17 protein-coding genes are annotated in these 17,366 nt (G+C 61.3%); 10 read left to right on the forward strand and 7 right to left on the reverse strand.

The genetic code is table 11. The features are described 5' to 3' along the window. Positions 1-18 precede the first annotated feature (18 nt). The 3 genes from AC1RMX_RS04465 to AC1RMX_RS04475 all read right to left on the reverse strand — a co-directional run bounded on the left by AC1RMX_RS04465 (position 19) and on the right by AC1RMX_RS04475 (position 3,028). Positions 19-492, reverse strand: a complete 474-nt coding sequence (locus tag AC1RMX_RS04465; protein WP_096820297.1) for an LEA/WHy family protein — start codon at positions 490-492, stop codon at positions 19-21. Positions 493-562: 70 nt separating this feature from the next. Next, entirely contained in the window at positions 563-2,029 is a 1,467-nt protein-coding gene (locus AC1RMX_RS04470; protein WP_493070653.1) for a nucleobase:cation symporter-2 family protein, read from the reverse strand. Positions 2,030-2,128: 99 nt separating this feature from the next. Continuing rightward, positions 2,129-3,028, reverse strand: coding sequence for a LysR family transcriptional regulator (locus tag AC1RMX_RS04475; RefSeq protein ID WP_493070655.1), 900 nt, complete (start codon positions 3,026-3,028; stop codon positions 2,129-2,131). Positions 3,029-3,128: 100 nt separating this feature from the next. Here AC1RMX_RS04475 and AC1RMX_RS04480 point away from each other — a divergent pair, with 100 nt between their 5' ends. The 7 genes from AC1RMX_RS04480 to AC1RMX_RS04510 all read left to right on the forward strand — a co-directional run bounded on the left by AC1RMX_RS04480 (position 3,129) and on the right by AC1RMX_RS04510 (position 8,743). Continuing rightward, a complete protein-coding gene (locus AC1RMX_RS04480) occupies positions 3,129-4,220 on the forward strand; it encodes a polyamine ABC transporter substrate-binding protein (RefSeq protein ID WP_493070657.1) in 1,092 nt (363 codons plus the stop codon). Between the two features lie 29 nt (positions 4,221-4,249). Beyond that, positions 4,250-5,209 carry an agmatinase gene (gene speB / locus AC1RMX_RS04485; protein WP_493070659.1) on the forward strand — a complete coding sequence of 320 codons (960 nt, stop codon included), beginning with the start codon at positions 4,250-4,252 and terminating at the stop codon, positions 5,207-5,209. A gap of 88 nt (positions 5,210-5,297) precedes the next feature. Further along, positions 5,298-6,014, forward strand: a complete 717-nt coding sequence (locus AC1RMX_RS04490) for a helix-turn-helix transcriptional regulator (protein ID WP_096820301.1) — start codon at positions 5,298-5,300, stop codon at positions 6,012-6,014. Positions 6,015-6,065: 51 nt separating this feature from the next. Beyond that, positions 6,066-6,407, forward strand: a complete 342-nt coding sequence (locus AC1RMX_RS04495; protein WP_096820302.1) for a nuclear transport factor 2 family protein — start codon at positions 6,066-6,068, stop codon at positions 6,405-6,407. Positions 6,408-6,429: 22 nt separating this feature from the next. After that, on the forward strand, positions 6,430-7,548 hold the full coding sequence (zapE, locus tag AC1RMX_RS04500; protein WP_493070662.1) for a cell division protein ZapE: 1,119 nt from the start codon (positions 6,430-6,432) through the stop codon (positions 7,546-7,548). 17 nt (positions 7,549-7,565) lie between these two features. Beyond that, entirely contained in the window at positions 7,566-8,147 is a 582-nt protein-coding gene (locus AC1RMX_RS04505) for a DinB family protein (protein WP_493070664.1), read from the forward strand. Positions 8,148-8,245: 98 nt separating this feature from the next. Beyond that, the gene (locus AC1RMX_RS04510; protein WP_096820305.1) at positions 8,246-8,743 is read left to right on the forward strand and encodes a GNAT family N-acetyltransferase; all 498 of its coding nucleotides are present in this window, start codon (positions 8,246-8,248) and stop codon (positions 8,741-8,743) included. 85 nt (positions 8,744-8,828) lie between these two features. Here AC1RMX_RS04510 and AC1RMX_RS04515 read toward each other — a convergent pair whose 3' ends face one another. The 4 genes from AC1RMX_RS04515 to AC1RMX_RS04530 all read right to left on the reverse strand — a co-directional run bounded on the left by AC1RMX_RS04515 (position 8,829) and on the right by AC1RMX_RS04530 (position 13,756). Next, positions 8,829-9,035 carry a DUF2790 domain-containing protein gene (locus tag AC1RMX_RS04515; protein ID WP_096820306.1) on the reverse strand — a complete coding sequence of 69 codons (207 nt, stop codon included), beginning with the start codon at positions 9,033-9,035 and terminating at the stop codon, positions 8,829-8,831. A 183-nt stretch (positions 9,036-9,218) separates the two neighbouring features. Further along, complete coding sequence (locus tag AC1RMX_RS04520; protein WP_493070666.1) at positions 9,219-11,465, reverse strand: TonB-dependent siderophore receptor; 2,247 nt, start codon at positions 11,463-11,465, stop codon at positions 9,219-9,221. A gap of 146 nt (positions 11,466-11,611) precedes the next feature. Beyond that, positions 11,612-13,360 carry a phosphoethanolamine transferase CptA gene (locus tag AC1RMX_RS04525; protein ID WP_096820308.1) on the reverse strand — a complete coding sequence of 583 codons (1,749 nt, stop codon included), beginning with the start codon at positions 13,358-13,360 and terminating at the stop codon, positions 11,612-11,614. Between the two features lie 213 nt (positions 13,361-13,573). Next, positions 13,574-13,756, reverse strand: coding sequence for a DUF6026 family protein (locus tag AC1RMX_RS04530; RefSeq protein ID WP_096820309.1), 183 nt, complete (start codon positions 13,754-13,756; stop codon positions 13,574-13,576). A 272-nt stretch (positions 13,757-14,028) separates the two neighbouring features. Between AC1RMX_RS04530 and gnd the strand changes: the two genes are divergently transcribed. The 3 genes from gnd to AC1RMX_RS04545 are packed head-to-tail and all read left to right on the forward strand — an operon-like array spanning position 14,029 to position 17,335. After that, positions 14,029-15,009: a phosphogluconate dehydrogenase (NAD(+)-dependent, decarboxylating) gene (gnd, locus tag AC1RMX_RS04535; RefSeq protein ID WP_493070668.1), complete on the forward strand. Its 981-nt coding sequence runs from the start codon at positions 14,029-14,031 to the stop codon at positions 15,007-15,009. Further along, positions 15,006-16,529 carry a glucose-6-phosphate dehydrogenase gene (gene zwf / locus AC1RMX_RS04540; protein ID WP_493070670.1) on the forward strand — a complete coding sequence of 508 codons (1,524 nt, stop codon included), beginning with the start codon at positions 15,006-15,008 and terminating at the stop codon, positions 16,527-16,529. Before gnd ends, zwf begins: the two co-directional genes overlap by 4 nt. Next, the gene (locus tag AC1RMX_RS04545) at positions 16,526-17,335 is read left to right on the forward strand and encodes an HAD family hydrolase (protein ID WP_493070672.1); all 810 of its coding nucleotides are present in this window, start codon (positions 16,526-16,528) and stop codon (positions 17,333-17,335) included. The genes zwf and AC1RMX_RS04545 overlap by 4 nt, the downstream gene beginning before the upstream one ends. Positions 17,336-17,366 lie beyond the last annotated feature (31 nt).

The following is a 17,366-nucleotide window of genomic DNA, read 5'->3' on the forward strand; positions in this document are numbered from 1 at the left end:
GTGCAGGCTACCGCATCTTTACCAGGTTGCGGCACTGGCCTTGGGCAGACTGAGCTTGCCGGAATCGACGAAGCGCATGGTGCCAAACACACCGCCCGCCAGTTTGCCGCGCAATACGTAAGGCAGATTGTCGAGGGTTTGGGTCTGGCTCAGACCCAAAGTCTGGCGCAGCACCGAGAACGCCGAAATGCTCACCGGGACGCTGACGATGGCTTCGGAGAACCGTGGAATGGAACCGCTTTGATCGCTGACACCGGAAGCGAACGAATGACCGTTCACGTCAAGGTCCAGCGCAATGCCGTTGTAGTCGATGGCGGTTTCGTTGGGGTTCTGCACCCGCAGCTTGATGGCGAAGCGCACTTCCAGATCCTGGCTCGGCAGCGGTTCGACGCCGACCACGTTGATGTTCACTGGGTCGCGGTTGGGAAACAGCGCACAGGCGCTGAGGGAGAGCAGAAGCAGGGACAGGATGACGGCTTGGATGCGGCGCATTGATGCTCTCTCATTGAAAAAGGGCTGAACCGTTGCCGGTATCAGCCCTTTTTTCATCGAGCGGACAGGATCAACGGTTCAACTGTGCGACAGCGGCCTTTGATGTGGGTTCAGCTTTGGCCGGTACGTCCGGGTTTTCCATGACCTGAAGGATAGAGGCTTCCGGGTCGAAGTCATCTTCTTCCAGTTCGATGAACTCTTCCGGCAGGAAGATATTCAGCACGATCGCACACAGCGCGCCAACGGTGATCGGCGACTCGAAAATATTGCGCAGCGCCTGCGGCAACTCACGCAGCACTTCCGGCACGGCGGCAATGCCCAGGCCCATACCGAGGGAAATGGCCACGATCAGCATGTTGCGACGATGCAGGCCGGCTTCGGCGAGGATCTTGATCCCGGCCACCGCCACGGTGCCGAACATCACCAGCTCTGCGCCGCCGAGCACCGGTTTCGGCATCAGTTGCAGCACCGCGCCAATCATCGGGAACAGGCCCAGCAACACCAGCAAACCGGCAATGAAGAACGCGACGTAACGGCTGGCCACTCCGGTGAGCTGAATCACCCCGTTGTTCTGGGCGAAGGTCACCATCGGCATGCTGTTGAACACCGCCGCCATGGCCGAGTTGAGGCCATCGGCCAGCAGGCCGGACTTGATTCGGCGGATGTACAGCGGGCCTTTGACTGGCTGCCGGGAAATCATCGAGTTGGCGGTCAGGTCACCGGCAGCTTCGAGCGGCGACACCAGGAAAATCACCGCCACCGGCACAAACGCCACCCAGTCGAAGTTGAAGCCGTACTTGAACGGCACCGGCACGCTCACCACTGGCACTTCCGGCAGATTGGCGAAATCCACGGTGCCCATCAGCCACGCCACCACGTAGCCGAGGGTCAGGCCGATGACGATCGCGCCCAGACGCAGGAACGGCACGTCGACCCGGTTCAGCACCACGATGGTGCCGAGCACCAGCGCCGCCAGGAACACATGGCTGGCCGCGCCCAGATCCGCCGCGCCGAAGCCGCCGGCAATGTCGGTCATCGCCACCTTGATCAGCGACAGGCCCATCAGCGTGATGATGGTGCCGGTCACCACCGGGGTGATCAGCATGCGCAGTTTGCCGATGAACTGGCTCAGTACCACTTCGATGAAGGCGGCAAAGAAGCACACACCGAAGATCGTCGACAGGATCTCGTCGGTGCCGCCGCCCCGGGCCTTGACCATGAAGCCGGCGCTGAGAATCACGCTGATAAAGGAAAAACTGGTGCCTTGCAGGCACAGCAGCCCTGAGCCGACCGGGCCGAAACGCTTGGCCTGAACGAACGTGCCAAGGCCGGAAACGAACAGCGCCATGCTGATGAGGTACGGGATTTCGCTTTGCAGACCGAGGGCGCCGCCCATGATCAGGGTCGGGGTGATGATGCCGACGAAGCTGGCCAGCACGTGTTGCAGCGCGGCAAACACCGTGGCGGTGAAGTGCGGACGGTCGTTGAGGCCGTAGATTAAATCGTTGTTGCGCGGGGCTTTTTCAGAGACGGTCATGGTGGTTTGCGTGCCGCAATGCGGGGCCGGGTCGAAAAATGGGTGCGCAGGATGCCGCAAGCGGGGAGCGAGGGCAACGCATTAAAACTGCCCAAAAGGTCAGGTTCGACCAAAGGCTGACAGCAGATCCTGCTCAAACGCCTTCTGCGCATCGCCGGGCACCTGCGCTCGATGGCGGGCCAGATGGAACGCCACTTCAAAGCTCAACTCACCTTCGCGCACCGCTCGCAACAGACCTTTGTCCTGCCATTGGCGTGCGTAATGGTTGGGCAGATAACCGACGTGTTTGCCGGACAGAATGAAGGCGAGGGTGCCTTCGACCTGCTCAGAGCGCGCCGAACACAGCTTGCCCTGAAACGGCTCGTCACTGCGCAGGAACCGATAGGGGTGATCGACCCGGTCGCAGGCCAGCAGCGCTGCGTCATCGGGTGCATCGTCGGTGAACAGCGGATGGCCGGGCGCGCAGTACAAATGCTGGGTTTCGCTGAACAGCTCGCGGTAATCAAAGGCGCTCTGCACCTGGGAGAAATAACCGATGGCCAGGTCCAGCCGCTGTTGCAGCAGCAGGCGCTCCATTTCACCGGGCATGGCGCTGATCAGCTCGATGCGCACGGACTCGTCCCGTTCGCGAAAACGCCGGATCGCCTCAGCCACCCGTTGCAGCACCGATTGATCGACCGCTTCCGACAGGCCCAGGCGCACTTCGCCGATCAAACGCCCGGCGACGCCGTTGGATTGATGACGGAAGGTTTCGATCGAATCAAACAGGCTGCGCGCGGCAATCAGCAGTTGTTCGCCCTTGGGCGTCAGGCTGAAACCACCCTTGCCACGGTTGCACACCCGATAGCCGAGACGGGTCTCAAGCTTGGCCATTTGCTGGCTGATGCTTGACTGGCTCAGCCCCAGTTCGCCTTGGGCAGCGCTGAAACCATTGGACTCGACCACCCCGAGAAACAGGCGCAGCAGCTGCAAATCGACATCGTGGAGTTGACCGAGCATCACATTAGCCTTGGATAAAGTCAGGTTAACAAACTTGATATTTCTGGAATGTATCTGACGGCGCATCCTGAGACCACTTCCTCCGGTCAGGTGTTTCGTCATGGCTCCCTTGTTCAAGCTGTGTTTACCCGCGCTGTTGCTCTCTGTCTCCATCGCCGCCCAGGCCGAGGACAAGACGCTCAACCTCTACAGCTGGGCCGATTACGTGGCGCCTGAAACCCTGCAGCGCTTCGAAAAGGAAACCGGCATTCACGTGCGCTACGACACCTTCGATACCTCCGAAGTACTGGAGACCAAGTTGCTTACCGGCGGCAGCGGCTACGACGTGGTGGTGCCGTCGTCCAGCGTGCTGGCACGGGGGCTCGCTGCGGGCGCGCTGAAGGAAATCCCTCACGACGGGCTCAAGGGTTACGCCAATCTTGATCCGGACCTGCTGGAAAAACTCGCGGCCGTCGACCCGGGCAATCGCTACGGCGTGCCTTACACCTGGGGCACGCTCGGTCTGGGCATGAACGTCGAAGTGCTTAAGCAACGGCTGCCGGATGTGCCGCTCAACAGTCTCGATCTGCTGTTCAAGCCCGAATACGCCAGCAAGCTCAAGGATTGCGGGATCGCCATTCTCGATTCGCCGCAGGAAGTGATCGGCCTCGCGCTGCACTACCTCGGCAAGGATCCCTACAGCACCGACAAGAACGATCTGGCCGCCGCCGAAGCCTTGTTGCAGAAGTTGCAGCCCTCGGTGCTCTACGTCGCCACCGGCCGGCAGATCAGTGATCTGGCCAACGGCAGCGTGTGCCTGGCGCTGACCTACAACGGTGACGCAAGCATGGCCGCCGATCAGGCGCGCAAGGCCAACAAGCCGTTTGAAGTCGCTTACCGGATTCCGAAAGAAGGCACGCTGGTGTGGCAGGACAACCTGGCCATCCCCAAAGACGCGCCGCACCCGGAGGCCGCTCGGGCCTTCATCGAGTTCATGTTGCGCCCCGAATCCGTGGCGGCGCTGACCAATACGCTGTTTTTCGCCACCGCTAACCAGGCCGCCACGCCGCTGGTGGACGAAGCGGTGCGCAATGATCCGGACATCTACCCCAAACCTGAAGTGCGCGAGCGGCTGTACGCCGACCGCAGCATGAGCCTCAAGGACATGCGTCAGCGCACGCGCTTGTGGACCACTTTCCGTAGCCATCAATAACGCTGGATAAAAACCAAAGGAGCACACCGATGGACGTGCCAATGCAGAACGATCAGGCCCTGACCCGTGACAGCCTCTACGGCACCGCTGCCGAAAGCACCTACGCCGGGATCACCAGTTTCATGCGCCGGCGCTACAGCCGAGATTTGCGCGGCGTGGACGTGGCCGTCAGCGGCGTGCCGTTCGATACCGCCACCAGCAACCGTCCGGGCGCACGTTTCGGGCCTCGCGGAATTCGTGCGGTGTCCACCGGGATTGCCTGGGAACGGCACTGGCCCTGGGCGTTCGACCCGTTCGATCATCTGGCGGTCATCGATTACGGCGATTGCGACTTCGATTACGGCTCGCCGCACACCATTCCCGAAAGCATCGAGGCCCACGCCGAGCACATCCTCAGTTCCGGCAGCGCCATGCTGACTTTCGGCGGCGATCACTTCATCAGCTACCCGCTGCTCAAGGCTCATGCGCGCAAGCACGGCACGTTGTCGCTGATCCACTTCGACGCCCACAGCGATACCTGGCCGGACGAGGGTGGCAAACGCGTCGATCACGGCACCATGTTCTGGCACGCGGCGCGAGAAGGGCTGGTGGATCCGGCGCGCTCGGTGCAGATCGGTTTGCGCACCACCAATGATGATCATCAGGGCTTCCAGGTGCTGGACGCGCGGCAGGTGCATCGCCGTGGCTGCGAGGCGATTGTCGAGGCGATTCGTGCGCGGGTCGGGGACAACCCGGTGTACCTGACATTCGACATCGACTGCCTGGATCCGGCCTTCGCACCGGGCACCGGGACGCCGGTCTGCGGCGGGTTGAGCACGGTGCAGGCGCTGGAAATCCTCGGCGGTCTGCGCGGGATCAATCTGGTGGGCATGGACGTGGTGGAAGTGGCCCCGGCCTACGACCACGCAGACGTGACGTCGCTGGCGGCGGCGACGCTGGCCATGGAGATGCTGTGTCTGTACGCGGCAAGGCACAAAGTCGACGCGTGATCGGCTCTGAGCTTGGTGAAAGCTCCTGACAATTTCTGACACCAGGCTCTGCTAAGCTCCGGCAAATTTCTGCCCGGAGCCTCACACTGTGTCGCGCACCACTCGTCTACTGACTTTGCTGCAAGTGCTTCGCGGCAAGAAACGCCCGGTCACTGCGGCGACGCTGGCGTCCGAGCTGGAAATCTCCGAGCGCACCCTCTATCGCGACATCGCCGAATTGACGGCGCTCGGCGCGCCGATCCACGGCGAGGCGGGCATTGGTTATGTCTTGCGCAGCGGCCTGTTTCTGCCGCCGCTGATGCTCAACGCCGACGAGACCGAAGCCATCGTCCTGGGCCTGCGCTATGTCGATCAGCGTGGCGACGAGGTCCTGAGCAAAGCCGCAGCCGACGCTTTGGCGAAAATCGCTGCGGTGCTGGATCCCCAGGCCCAGGAGGCGATGCGCAATCCGACGGTCATGCCCGGGCCGCCCGGTTACGGGTTCCCTCAGAACGCGGTGCCGTTGAATGTGTTTCGTCAGGCGATCCGCGATCAGGCCAAGCTGCACATCGATTACGCCGACGCACAACAGGTGCCGAGCCAGCGCTTGATCTGGCCGTTGGCGCTGGGGTTTCTCAACGAGGTGCGGATCATTGTCGCGTGGTGCGAGTTGCGCAGCGCGTATCGCACGTTCCGAACCGACCGGATCTCAGCGGCCAGCCTGCAGGGCGAGCGTTATCCAGGACGTCGCAGCGACCTGCTGCGCACTTGGCAGCGGCAGATGCAACTGGACGAAAACGGACGTTTCACTCCTGACAAAAACTGACGCAGGGCTGTTCTAGGATGGCGACAGAACCCGAAAACAGGAGCTGCAACCATGTTCCATCCCACCTCGATACTCGCCCCGGCCATCGTTGAGTACATCAACGCCGCCAACGCTCGCGATACGACCCGGGTCGGCAGTTTTTTTGCCGAGGATGCCCACGTGTTCGATGAAGGCAATCATCAGGTCGGCCCGCAGGCCATCGCCCACTGGATGCAAGACACCGCCCGACGCTATCAGCCACGAGTTGAAGTGCTGGGCGTCCAGCAGCGCACCGGCAAAGTGCTGGTGCAAGGGCTGATATCCGGGACGTTCCCCGGCAGCCCGCTGGAATTGCGTTACACCTTTCGCCTCAACGAGCAGGGCAAAATCGCACGGCTGGATATTTCCGTGTAGCCATCGTGGCATACTGCCGCGCATGACTTTCGACTCCCCCCTAAGCGCCTGGCAACATGCCGTCGAGCACAAGGGCTTCATCCAGGATGAAGCCCAGGAGCACGCGGTCTGGGCGTTGCAAAAATGCCATGAAGCCCTGCACGCCGGTGCCCGTTCGGTCACCGGCGTTTACTTGTGGGGGCCAGTCGGGCGCGGCAAGACCTGGCTGATGGACCAGTTCCATCAAAGCCTGCGGGTGCCGGCCCGGCGTCAGCACTTTCATCACTTCATGGGCTGGGTCCATCAGCGCTCGTTTCAACTGACCGGCATCGCCGATCCGCTGCGGGCATTGGCCCGGGAACTGGCGGCCGAAGTGCGGGTGCTGTGCTTCGATGAGTTGTTCGTCAATGACATTGGCGATGCGATCATCCTCGGCCGGTTGTTCCAGGTGATGTTCGACGAAGGCGTGGTGGTGGTCTGCACCTCCAACCTGCCGCCGGATCAGTTGTATGCCGACGGATTCAACCGTGATCGCTTCCTGCCGGCGATCACGGCGATCAAGCAGCATATGCAGGTGGTCGCGGTGAACGGCGCCGAGGACCATCGTTTGCATCCGGGCGCCCTCGAGCAGCGCTACTGGGTGGCGGCGCCGGAGCAGGATTGCGCGCTGGCCGGGGTGTTCGATGCGTTGGCGGGCGGGCAGGACGCCAGCTCCGAACCGGTGCCGGTCGGCTACCGCGCCTTGAATGTCGTGAAGGCCAGCGAGTCGGTGTTGTGGTGCCGTTACGCCGATCTGTGCGAACAACCGTTCGCGGCCATGGACTTCATCGCGCTGTGCGACAGCTATCGGGCTATTCTGTTGAGCGAGGTGCCGAACCTGAGCGCACAAAAGCGTGAAGGGCGGATCGCCCGTGGCACCGAAGACGGTGCGGAGCGGGTGGTGGCCGGCGATCGCGAGTTGCCGCAACTGTCGGTGCACGATGACGGTGTACGGCGCTTCATCGCGCTGGTCGACGAGTGCTACGACCGCAAGGTGCCGCTGTACATCGAGGCCGATGTGCCGATGGACGCGCTGTACACCGAGGGTTATCTGGAATTCCCGTTCCGCCGGACCCTCAGCCGCTTGCAGGAGATGCAGCTGCAACGCTTTGCCGACACTTGATGCACGGAGGGTGCGACATGACTCAGCCACTGTCCCATCACTTGTTGACCCAGGCTTATCAGAACGCCTGGGCCAACCATCGACTGGCCAAGGCCTGGCGGCAACTCGACGATGCACAACTGGCGGCGCCCAGGGTGAGTTTCTTCCCGAGCCTTCGCCTGACCCTCAATCACATCCTCACCTGCGACTGGTTCTACGTCGATGCGCTGGAGCGCGAGTTGCGCGGTGATGAGCCGCATCCCGACTGTTACGTGTTTTTCAACGTGGATGAACCCTTCACCGAGGCGCAGGCCTTGCGCCGTGAGCAGGCCCATGTCGATCGCCGCTTGATCGCTTATTGCGAGCAGCTGCGCGATGCCGATCTGGGGCGCATCGTCACCATCGCCCGCGACACGCCGCAGCACGACAGCCGTCTGCGGATGATTTCGCACCTGTTCGAACACCAGATCCACCATCGTGGTCAGGTCCACGCCATGCTCAGCGGCACACCGGTGAAACCGCCGCAACTGGATGAGTTCTTCTGTGTTGGCGAGTCCGGTTTGCGGGCCGAGGATTTCGCCGAACTGGGCTGGACGGAAGAACTGATCTGGGGCCACTGAAACGGCTGGGTTGTGGCCGGGGGCCGCCTCGCGCTAAGGTCGGACAGCCTATCAGTGCGTATCAAACGTGCCGGGGCCCCGTGCGATCGAGGAAGGAAATGGATTCCGCAGAGATTCTTGTGCTTCAAGCCAGCTATACCAATCCGGTGCATGCCGAGGCCATCGGTGTGGTGCTCAATCATTACGCCGAAGACCCGATGGGCGGCGGCCATCCGATTGCCCCTGAACTGCTGCAGCAACTGCCCGCAGAACTGGCCAAGCGGCCTCACGCGTTCAGTGTCCTGGCCTTTGTCGGCGGCGAACCGGCAGGGCTGGTGAACTGCTTTGAAGGGTTTTCGACCTTTGCCTGCAAGCCGCTGGTCAACGTCCATGACGTGTCGGTGGTAACGAAGTTTCGAGGCCTGGGGCTGAGCCAGAAAATGCTGCGCAAGGTCGAGGACATCGCCCGTCAGCGCGGGTGCTGCAAGATCACCCTGGAAGTGCTCGAAGGTAACGCCGTGGCCCAGGGTTCCTACGCCAAATTCGGTTTTGCTCCGGGCATGTTCGACCCGAGTCACGGGCGCATGCTGTTCTGGATCAAGGAATTGCAGGCATAAAAAAAGGCGCCCGAAAAGGGCGCCCAACTGTCATCTGCGAAGCCAGAGCGGAGCCATCGCAGGTCCATCGGTAAACCTGTCTACATCAAGGACGGTAGTGCTCGGTGACCTGTGCGGTCTGGTCGTCCGGGACGCGAAGCTCGTTGGCTTTCGTGTCTGTCTGCTGGCTTTGTTCGGTGTGGACCGGGAAGTTTTCCCAGTGATATCGCATCCGCTCGGCACCGCCCTCGGCGAAAGCGCCGGCGGATGCAATAGCGAGTAGACCGGCAAGGATTGCAGTCGTGGTTTTCATGGTGCCTCCTACGAAAAAAGTCGGAGCCGTTCATCCATGAATCAGAACCTCGGGGCGCAGTGTCCGTCGAGGGCATTAACCAAGGGTTAACGCGCGTTCCGTGCAGGTTTTACCGAATGTTTCCAAGGGTGGCGGACGAAGGCTGCACGCGCCGCTGACGCGTGCAGCTCGCGGGGAAGGGCGTCAGAGTTTCCAGTCGAGGCTCAGCGTCACCGTGCGCGGATCGCCCCAGAACACGCCGTTGTAGAAGCCGACGTTGTCGTAATACTTCTTGTCAAACAGGTTGTCGACGTTCAGCGATGCCGACAGGTGTTTGTCGAACTCGTAACGCGACATCAGCTTGACCACCGAATAGGCGCCCTGACTGATTCGTGTCCGTTCGGTGATGACCCGGCCATTGGCACCGCGTCCGACCGGGCGGTTGGAATTGCCGTAGACGTCACTCTGCCAGTTCACCGCGCCACCCACGGTCAGGGCGCTCCAGTCGCCGGGCAAGCGATACGCGGTGGAGAGGCGGAGCATGTTCAGCGGCTGGTTGGTGTTGGTGCGGTTTTTCTCGCCGTTGAGCGCGTGGGTGTAGGTGTACCCGGCGGTCATGTTCCAGCCGTCATGGATTTCGCCCGAGAGCTCGGCCTCAAAACCGTTGACCTTGTTGCCTTTGCCGCCGCTCTTGTAGAACTCCTCACCGGTGACCGGATCCGGTGGTACCGAGTCGTCGAGCTCGGCGACGTTGTCCTGCTTGCTCCAGAACACGGCCGTGGCCAGGTTCAGGCGCTCGTCCAGCAGGCTGCCCTTGAGGCCTATTTCATAGTTGCTGCCGACCACCGGCTCAAGGAATTTGCGATTGGCGTCGCGGTATTCCTGAGGGTTGAAGATGTCGGTGTAGCTGGCATACACGGTGTATTCGGGCGTCAAGTCGTAGAGCAGCCCCGCGTATGGCGTCCACATATCGTTGTGTTGCTGGCGGCTGGCGTCGACCGCGCTCACTTGCCGATTGTCGTCATACGTATTGTCGGCTTTTGACGCCTTCCAGCTGCCATAACGACTGCCGAGTACCGCATGCAAGTCATCGGTGAAACTCAGGCGAGTGGCCAGATATCCGGCTTTCTGGCGGGTGCTGGAGGTGGAGCCGATCAAACCTGTGACGGTGTCGGGGAATTTGGCGATATCGCCCATGTATTTCCAGTCGCGAATCCGCCCGTAACCCGGTGGAAACGTGCCGTCGATCGTATAAGGGGAGCGCTCGCTGCGCTCGGCCTCGCCATAACCGAACATCATTTCGTGTTCGCGGCCGAACAGCGCATAGGGGCCCGACACGTTGAAGTCATAGGTCTTCATTTTTTGCGTGCCGATCATGTGTGATATGTAGGCCGCCATCCCGCTGCGGTCGTCTGCGGGAAAACCGGTGCCGCCGTAGTAGACCTTGCCGTCGGTATCGCTCTGGCGATGGGTGTACGCCGCTTTCAAGTGCCAGCCGCCCGCCAGTGCCTGATCGAGGGTAGCGAAAGCGGTCTTGTCCTTGATCGGCCAGGAACTCCATGACGTTGCCATGTTGGTCGAGCGGCCCAGACCGGCCTTGCCGCCGTCGGCATTCCAGTAGGGCACCGTGCCCCATGAGCTGCCTTGTACGTGCTTGTTCTGATAGTCATAGCCGACCGCGAGCACGGTCGATTCCGTCAGGTCGCCTTCGAGAATGCCGTAGCCGACTTCCCGTTGCAGCGCGTAATGGTCGCGAATTGACTGGCTGTCGCGATACGCCAGCACGCTGCGTCCGCGCAAACGGCCGTCGAAAGCAAGCGGGCCGCCCACGTCCACGTAGCTGTAGTAATCGTCATAACTGCCGCCACTGACCCCGGCCAGCGCCTGCAATTGCGCGGTAGGGCGCTTGCGTACCATGTTGATGGTGGCCGAAGGATCACCTGCGCCGGTGGTCAGGCCGGTGGCGCCACGTACCACTTCGATACGGTCGTAAATGATCGTGTCGGAATCGGACTTCATCCGGCTGAAGGTGTTGAGCATCCCGTCGATCTGGAAGTTGTTGATCGAGTAGCCGCGAGACGAATAGTTGACCCGGTCTGAATCGTAATGCTGAACCACAACGCCCGTGGTCTGGCTCATGGCTTCGGACAATGTACCGAGCTTGAAATCATCCATCTGCTGGCGGGTCACCACGGACACCGATTGCGGGGTTTCCTTGATCGACAGGTTCAACCGCGTGGCCGTGCTCATGGCGCCGGTGGTGTAGGAAGCGGTGTCTTCAGTCGTACTGCCCAATCCTTGGGCGGTGACGTTGGTGGAGGCCAGCTCGAGTGCCGGAGCGACGGCCTCGGGCTGTTTTTCGGCGTCGGATTCAGCCAGCAGATCCGGGCTCAATGCAGCACTGCACAGGCCCAGGGTGAGGGTCATGGAACGGGTGATGGGCGCGAACATCGCAGCCGACTCCTTGTCTTCGAGAGAAAATTTCCTTTGGTTCAAAGACGAAGAGGGGGAGTGCGATTTAGTAACAAACGAGAAATATTGTCATTTCTAGGTGTTGCGAGAGCATGAAAAAAGGGCCGTTTCCGGCCCTTTCCAGGTTACTGCTTGACGACTTCCTTAGGCGCTTCGTCGGGCTTTTTCGGCTTCATCAGGCTGAAGTCGATCAAGGCTCGCTGCTCACGTTCGTAAGGGTTGCCGATCAGCAGCGGACGCTGTTTGAAGCTGTCGCTGACCACGCTTTTGCTGCGGTCCAGTTCATCGAAGCTCAAACCCGCCAGGTCTGCCCAGGTGTGGATCAGATGCGCGCTGCTGTAAGGCCGGCTCAAGTCAGCGGCGAAACTCCAGTCGTGGTTTTCACGCCACTTCGGCGACGCCCAGGCCATGAATGGAATGGTGTACATCGGCGCGGTCGGTTTGTTTTCGTTACGGCCCAGGGTGTTGTGGCCCGCCGAGTCGAACACGTCTTCACCGTGGTCGGAGAGGTACAGCAGGAAGCCGTTCGGATCGGACTTGGCGTAGTCCTTGATCAGGCTCGAGACCACGAAGTCGTTGTACAGGACTGCGTTGTCATAGCTGTTGTAGGTCGGCACCTGGTCGTCACGCACACCGGCCGGCACGCCGTTGCGGTCCTGGAACTTGTCGAAGGTCGGTGGATAACGGTACTGGTAGCTCATGTGCGTGCCGAGCAGGTGCACAACGATCAGCTTGCGCGGTGCCGGATCGGTCAGGGCCTTGTTGAACGGCTCGATCACGTCGCCGTCATACTGCGCGGCGTTCTGGTTGCGGTTGTTGTTCAGGTACACCTGCTCGTCGGCCTGTTCGGAGAAGGTCGTGAGCATGGTGTTGCGCTTGGTCATGGTCTGCTGGTTGGTGATCCAGAACGTCTTGTAGCCGGCCTGTTTCATCATGCTGACCAGCGAAGGCGTGGACAGGTACAGATCCGGGTTCTCTTCGTCGGCGAAGGTCAACACCTGCTGCAACGCCTCGATGGTGTACGGGCGCGGGGTGACGACGTTATCGAAGACCGAGAGTTGATCCTTGAGCTTGTCCAGTTCCGGTGTGGTCTTGCGCTGATAGCCATAGAGGCTCATGCGCTGACGGTTGGTCGACTCGCCGATCACCAGCACCAGGGTCGCAGGCTGATTGGCGCCAGCGTCCTTGAGGTTGTGCAGCGGCGGGATCTTGCTCGCGCTGTCGAGCATGCCCTGCATTTCGCCCAGGGTCTCGAGGTAACGGTGGTAGGCCACGGCCATCTGCCAAGGCACGGCCGGTTCGATGCGGGTTTCGAACTTCTCGAAACCGCCGGCGAAGCTGCCGGTGCGCTGGGTCTGCTTGATCAGCGGATAACCGACCACCGCGATCAGAATCGCCATGGCTGCCACGAAGGCCCGGCCGCGCGGCATGTAGACCGGACGCAGGCGGGTCCACAGGAAGTAGGCGAACGCCGTGTGAGCGAGGAACGCAGGGATCATCCACCAGGCAAAGTACTGGGTCATGTACTCGCCGGCTTCCGACACGTTCGACTCGAACATGATGAAGATGACGCTCTGGGAGAATTCCTGCTGATAAATGAAGAAGTAACCCAGACTGGCCATCGAGCAGGCCCACAACACCACGCCGATCAGGGCGGCGAGCAGACGGGTGCGTTTGGGGAACAGCAGCATCGGTGCCAGCCACACCGCGCTCATCACGAACGCCTGGCGGAAGCCGGAGAATCCGGAGGTGCCGGTCAGCTGGATCAGCAGTTGAGTGATACCGGAGAAGTACCAGAAGAAAACAAACAGCCAGAGGAACCCGGCCCAGTCAAAACCTGCCGCAGCAGTTTTGCTGCGTTTGAACAATGCCATTCAGCACTCCAACTCGATCACCATTACCACCGCCGGGACGTTTCATGAACCAGAGCATGAAAACCGACGAACGGAAGCCGCGCGCAGACACGCACGACAGAATGGGCCGGAGTATCAACAAGCGAATGTGAAAACTTCGTTAGTTGCCGCAAATGGCAGAGAGCGGATCATGTCGGGAACAGCAGGGCAGCGGTTCCCGGATCAGGCGGGCGGTCAGGCGTGGGGTAAGCGCTGTACGCGGGGCAGAGGCTGCGGCTCAAGGCCCTGGGTCATCAGGCGCAATTGCGCCAACTCTTGTTTAAGCTGGTCGCGTTCGTCTTTCAACTGACGCAGTTCATCGCGACGGATCGTGACATACAGGGTTTGTGGCGGCATTGCTGTGTGTACTGTGCCCATTGCTCACCTCGCAAATGGCGTGTCTCAACTGCAGGTCAGCCCCGGTTTCGAGCCTTGACCTGCTATCGGCGCCGATTTTGGTTTCTTTTGCCCGCGAATGGAACTTTTTTATTTTTCATGGTCGTTGTGTCTTCGGCACGTTTCCCGACGTTATCAGTCTGGATCGGGCACAATGCCCGGAAACTTCACACCGACGCTCTGGACTAACCTCCATGAGAGCGTTGGGCTATAACCTTTGACACACTTTTATTTGTAGTAAGGAGCATCAGCACATGCAACTCGGGATTATTGGACTGGGCCGCATGGGCGGCAATATTGCACGGCGTCTGATGCTCAACGGTCACACCACCGTTGTTTACGACCGCAATACCGCCTTTGTCGACACCCTGGCCGCCGAGGGCTCTACCGGAGTCGCCGATCTTCCTGCACTGGTCGCAGGCCTGGCCAAGCCGCGTGCCGTGTGGGTCATGCTGCCGGCCGGCGCGCCGACCGAAGACACCATCGAAACCCTGAGCAATCTGCTTGAGGCGGGCGACACCATCATCGATGGTGGCAACACCAACTATAAGGACGACATCCGCCGGGCCAAGACCCTGGCCGAGAAAGGCCTGCACTACATCGACGTCGGCACCTCCGGCGGCGTCTGGGGCCTGGAGCGTGGCTACTGCATGATGATCGGCGGCGATGCCGAGACCGTTAAGCGTCTGGACCCACTGTTCGCCGCTCTGGCGCCAGGCATGGGCGACATCCCGCGCACCAAGGACCGCAAGTCCGATGACTCGCGTGCCGAGCACGGCTACATCCACGCAGGTCCTGCTGGCGCCGGTCACTTCGTGAAGATGATCCACAACGGTATCGAGTACGGCATGATGGCGGCCTTCGCCGAAGGCTTCGACATCCTCAAGACCAAGTCCAGCGAGCGCCTGCCGGAAGATCAGCGTTTCGACCTGAACGTGGCTGACATCGCCGAAGTCTGGCGTCGTGGCAGCGTGGTGTCGTCCTGGTTGCTCGACCTGACCGCCGACGCCCTGGCCAGCGATCCGAAACTGGACGGTTTCTCGGGCTCCGTGGCTGACAGCGGCGAAGGCCAATGGACCATCGAAGCTGCAATGGAACAAGCGGTGCCGGTCCCGGTGCTGTCCAACTCGCTGTTCTCGCGCTACCGCTCCCGCGGCCAGGGCACCTTCGGCGACAAGATCCTCTCGGCCCAGCGTTTCGGTTTCGGTGGCCACGTGGAGACGCCTAAGAAATGACCCATACGATCCGCAGGAAATCCAAGGCAGACCCCGCGCCACCGACCACGCTGTTTCTGTTCGGCGCCCACGGTGATCTGGTCAAGCGCCTGCTCATGCCGGCGCTGTACAACCTGAGTCGCGACGGCCTGCTGGATGATGGCCTGCGGATCGTCGGCGTTGATCACAACGCCATCACGGATGAAGCCTTCGCCAAAAAGCTCGAAGACTTCATCCGCACCGAAGTGGCGGCGAAGGTCGGCAAGGGCGATCAGATACTTGATCCGGCCTTGTGGGCCAAGCTCGCCAAAGGTATCAGCTACGTTCAGGGCGACTTCCTGGACGACAGCACTTATTCCGCGCTGGCGGCGAAAATCGCCGACAGCGGCACCGGCAATGCGGTGTTCTATCTGGCCACCGCGCCGCGTTTCTTCAGCGAAGTGGTGCGCCGTCTTGGCGCTGCGCGTTTGCTGGAGGAAACACCCGACGCTTTCAGAAGGGTAGTGATCGAAAAACCGTTCGGCTCCGACCTGCAGACCGCCGAGGCGTTGAACGCCTGCCTGCTCAAGGTCATGTCGGAAAAGCAGATCTACCGGATCGATCACTATCTGGGCAAGGAAACCGTGCAGAACATTCTGGTCAGCCGGTTCTCCAACAGCCTGTTCGAAGCGTTCTGGAACAATCACTACATCGACCACGTGCAGATCACCGCCGCCGAAACCGTTGGTGTCGAGACCCGTGGCAGTTTTTACGAACACACCGGCGCCTTGCGGGACATGGTGCCCAATCACCTGTTCCAGTTGCTGGCGATGGTGGCGATGGAGCCACCGGCCGCGTTCGGCGCCGATGCGGTGCGGGGCGAGAAGGCCAAGGTGGTCGGGGCGATCCGCCCGTGGACCACTGAAGAGGCGCGGGCCAACTCGGTGCGCGGTCAGTACAGCGCTGGCGAAATCGACGGCAAGCCGCTGGCCGGCTATCGCGAAGAAGCCAACGTCTCGCCTGAAAGCAGCACCGAAACCTACGTGGCGCTCAAGGTGATGATCGACAACTGGCGCTGGGTTGGCGTGCCGTTCTACCTGCGCACCGGTAAGCGCATGAGCGTGCGCGACACCGAGATCGTCATCTGCTTCAAACCGGCGCCGTATGCGCAGTTCCGTGACACCGAGGTCGACGAGTTACAGCCGACCTACCTGCGCATTCAGATCCAGCCCAACGAAGGCATGTGGTTCGACCTGCTGGCCAAACGGCCGGGGCCGGCGCTGAACATGGCCAACATCGAGCTGGGTTTCGCCTACAAGGATTTCTTCGAAATGCAGCCGTCCACCGGCTACGAAACGCTGATCTACGACTGCCTGACCGGTGACCAGACGCTGTTCCAGCGCGCCGACAACATCGAGAACGGCTGGCGTGCGGTGCAACCGTTCCTCGATGCCTGGCAACAGGACGCGAGCGTGCAGAGTTATGCCGCCGGTGAAGACGGGCCTCAGGCTGCCGACGATCTGCTGACTCGCGATGGTCGCGTCTGGCATGGTCTCGGATGAGTGAGCCGATCCGTTTTCTGTTGAGCGACATGGACGGCACGCTGTTGCTGCCCGATCACAGTCTCAGTCAGCGCACCATTGATGCCGTTCGTGAGCTGCGTGAGGCGGGCGTATTGTTCAGCCTCGCCACCGGGCGCCCGCCCAAAGCCATGTTGCAGCAGATCGAAGCCTTGGGCGTCGATCTGCCGACCGCCGCCTTCAACGGCGGCACGATCGTCAACCCGGACGGCAGCATTCTGGTCGCACATTACCTGCCAGCCACAGCGGCACTTACGGCACTGGCGTTGTTTGCCGATCAGCCGGAGGTCGAGATCTGGGTGTTCAGCGGCGGCGACTGGCTGCTCAAGGATCCGCATGGGCCGATGGTCCCGCGTGAGCAGCATGGCCTCGGTTATCCGCCGGTGGTGGTCGACAGTTTCGAGCCGTACCTGGAGCGTATCGACAAGATCGTGGCGACCAGCAACAACACCGAACTGTTGATCGAACTGGAGGCACGTTTGCTGGCGAAGGTCGAGGGCATGGCGCAGGTGTCGCGTTCGCAACCGGTGTATCTGGACGTGACGGCACTCGACGCCAACAAGGGCGCGGCTCTGGCAACTATTGCTGCCCATCTGGGCGTTCCGCTGGCGCAGACTGCAGCGATTGGCGATGGCGGCAACGATCCGGCGATGTTCCATGTCGCCGGCCTGTCGATCGCCATGGGGCAGGCAGAAGACGCCGTGAAGCGTCAGGCGGACGTGGTGACCGGGCCGAACACCGAGGACGGTGTGGCACAGGCCATCGAGAAATACATGTTGTCGCGCTGATCGACGCATAAAACAACGGGAGCCCAAGGGC

The sequence above is a fragment of the Pseudomonas sp. GW822-FHT03F04 genome (genome assembly GCF_058801405.1).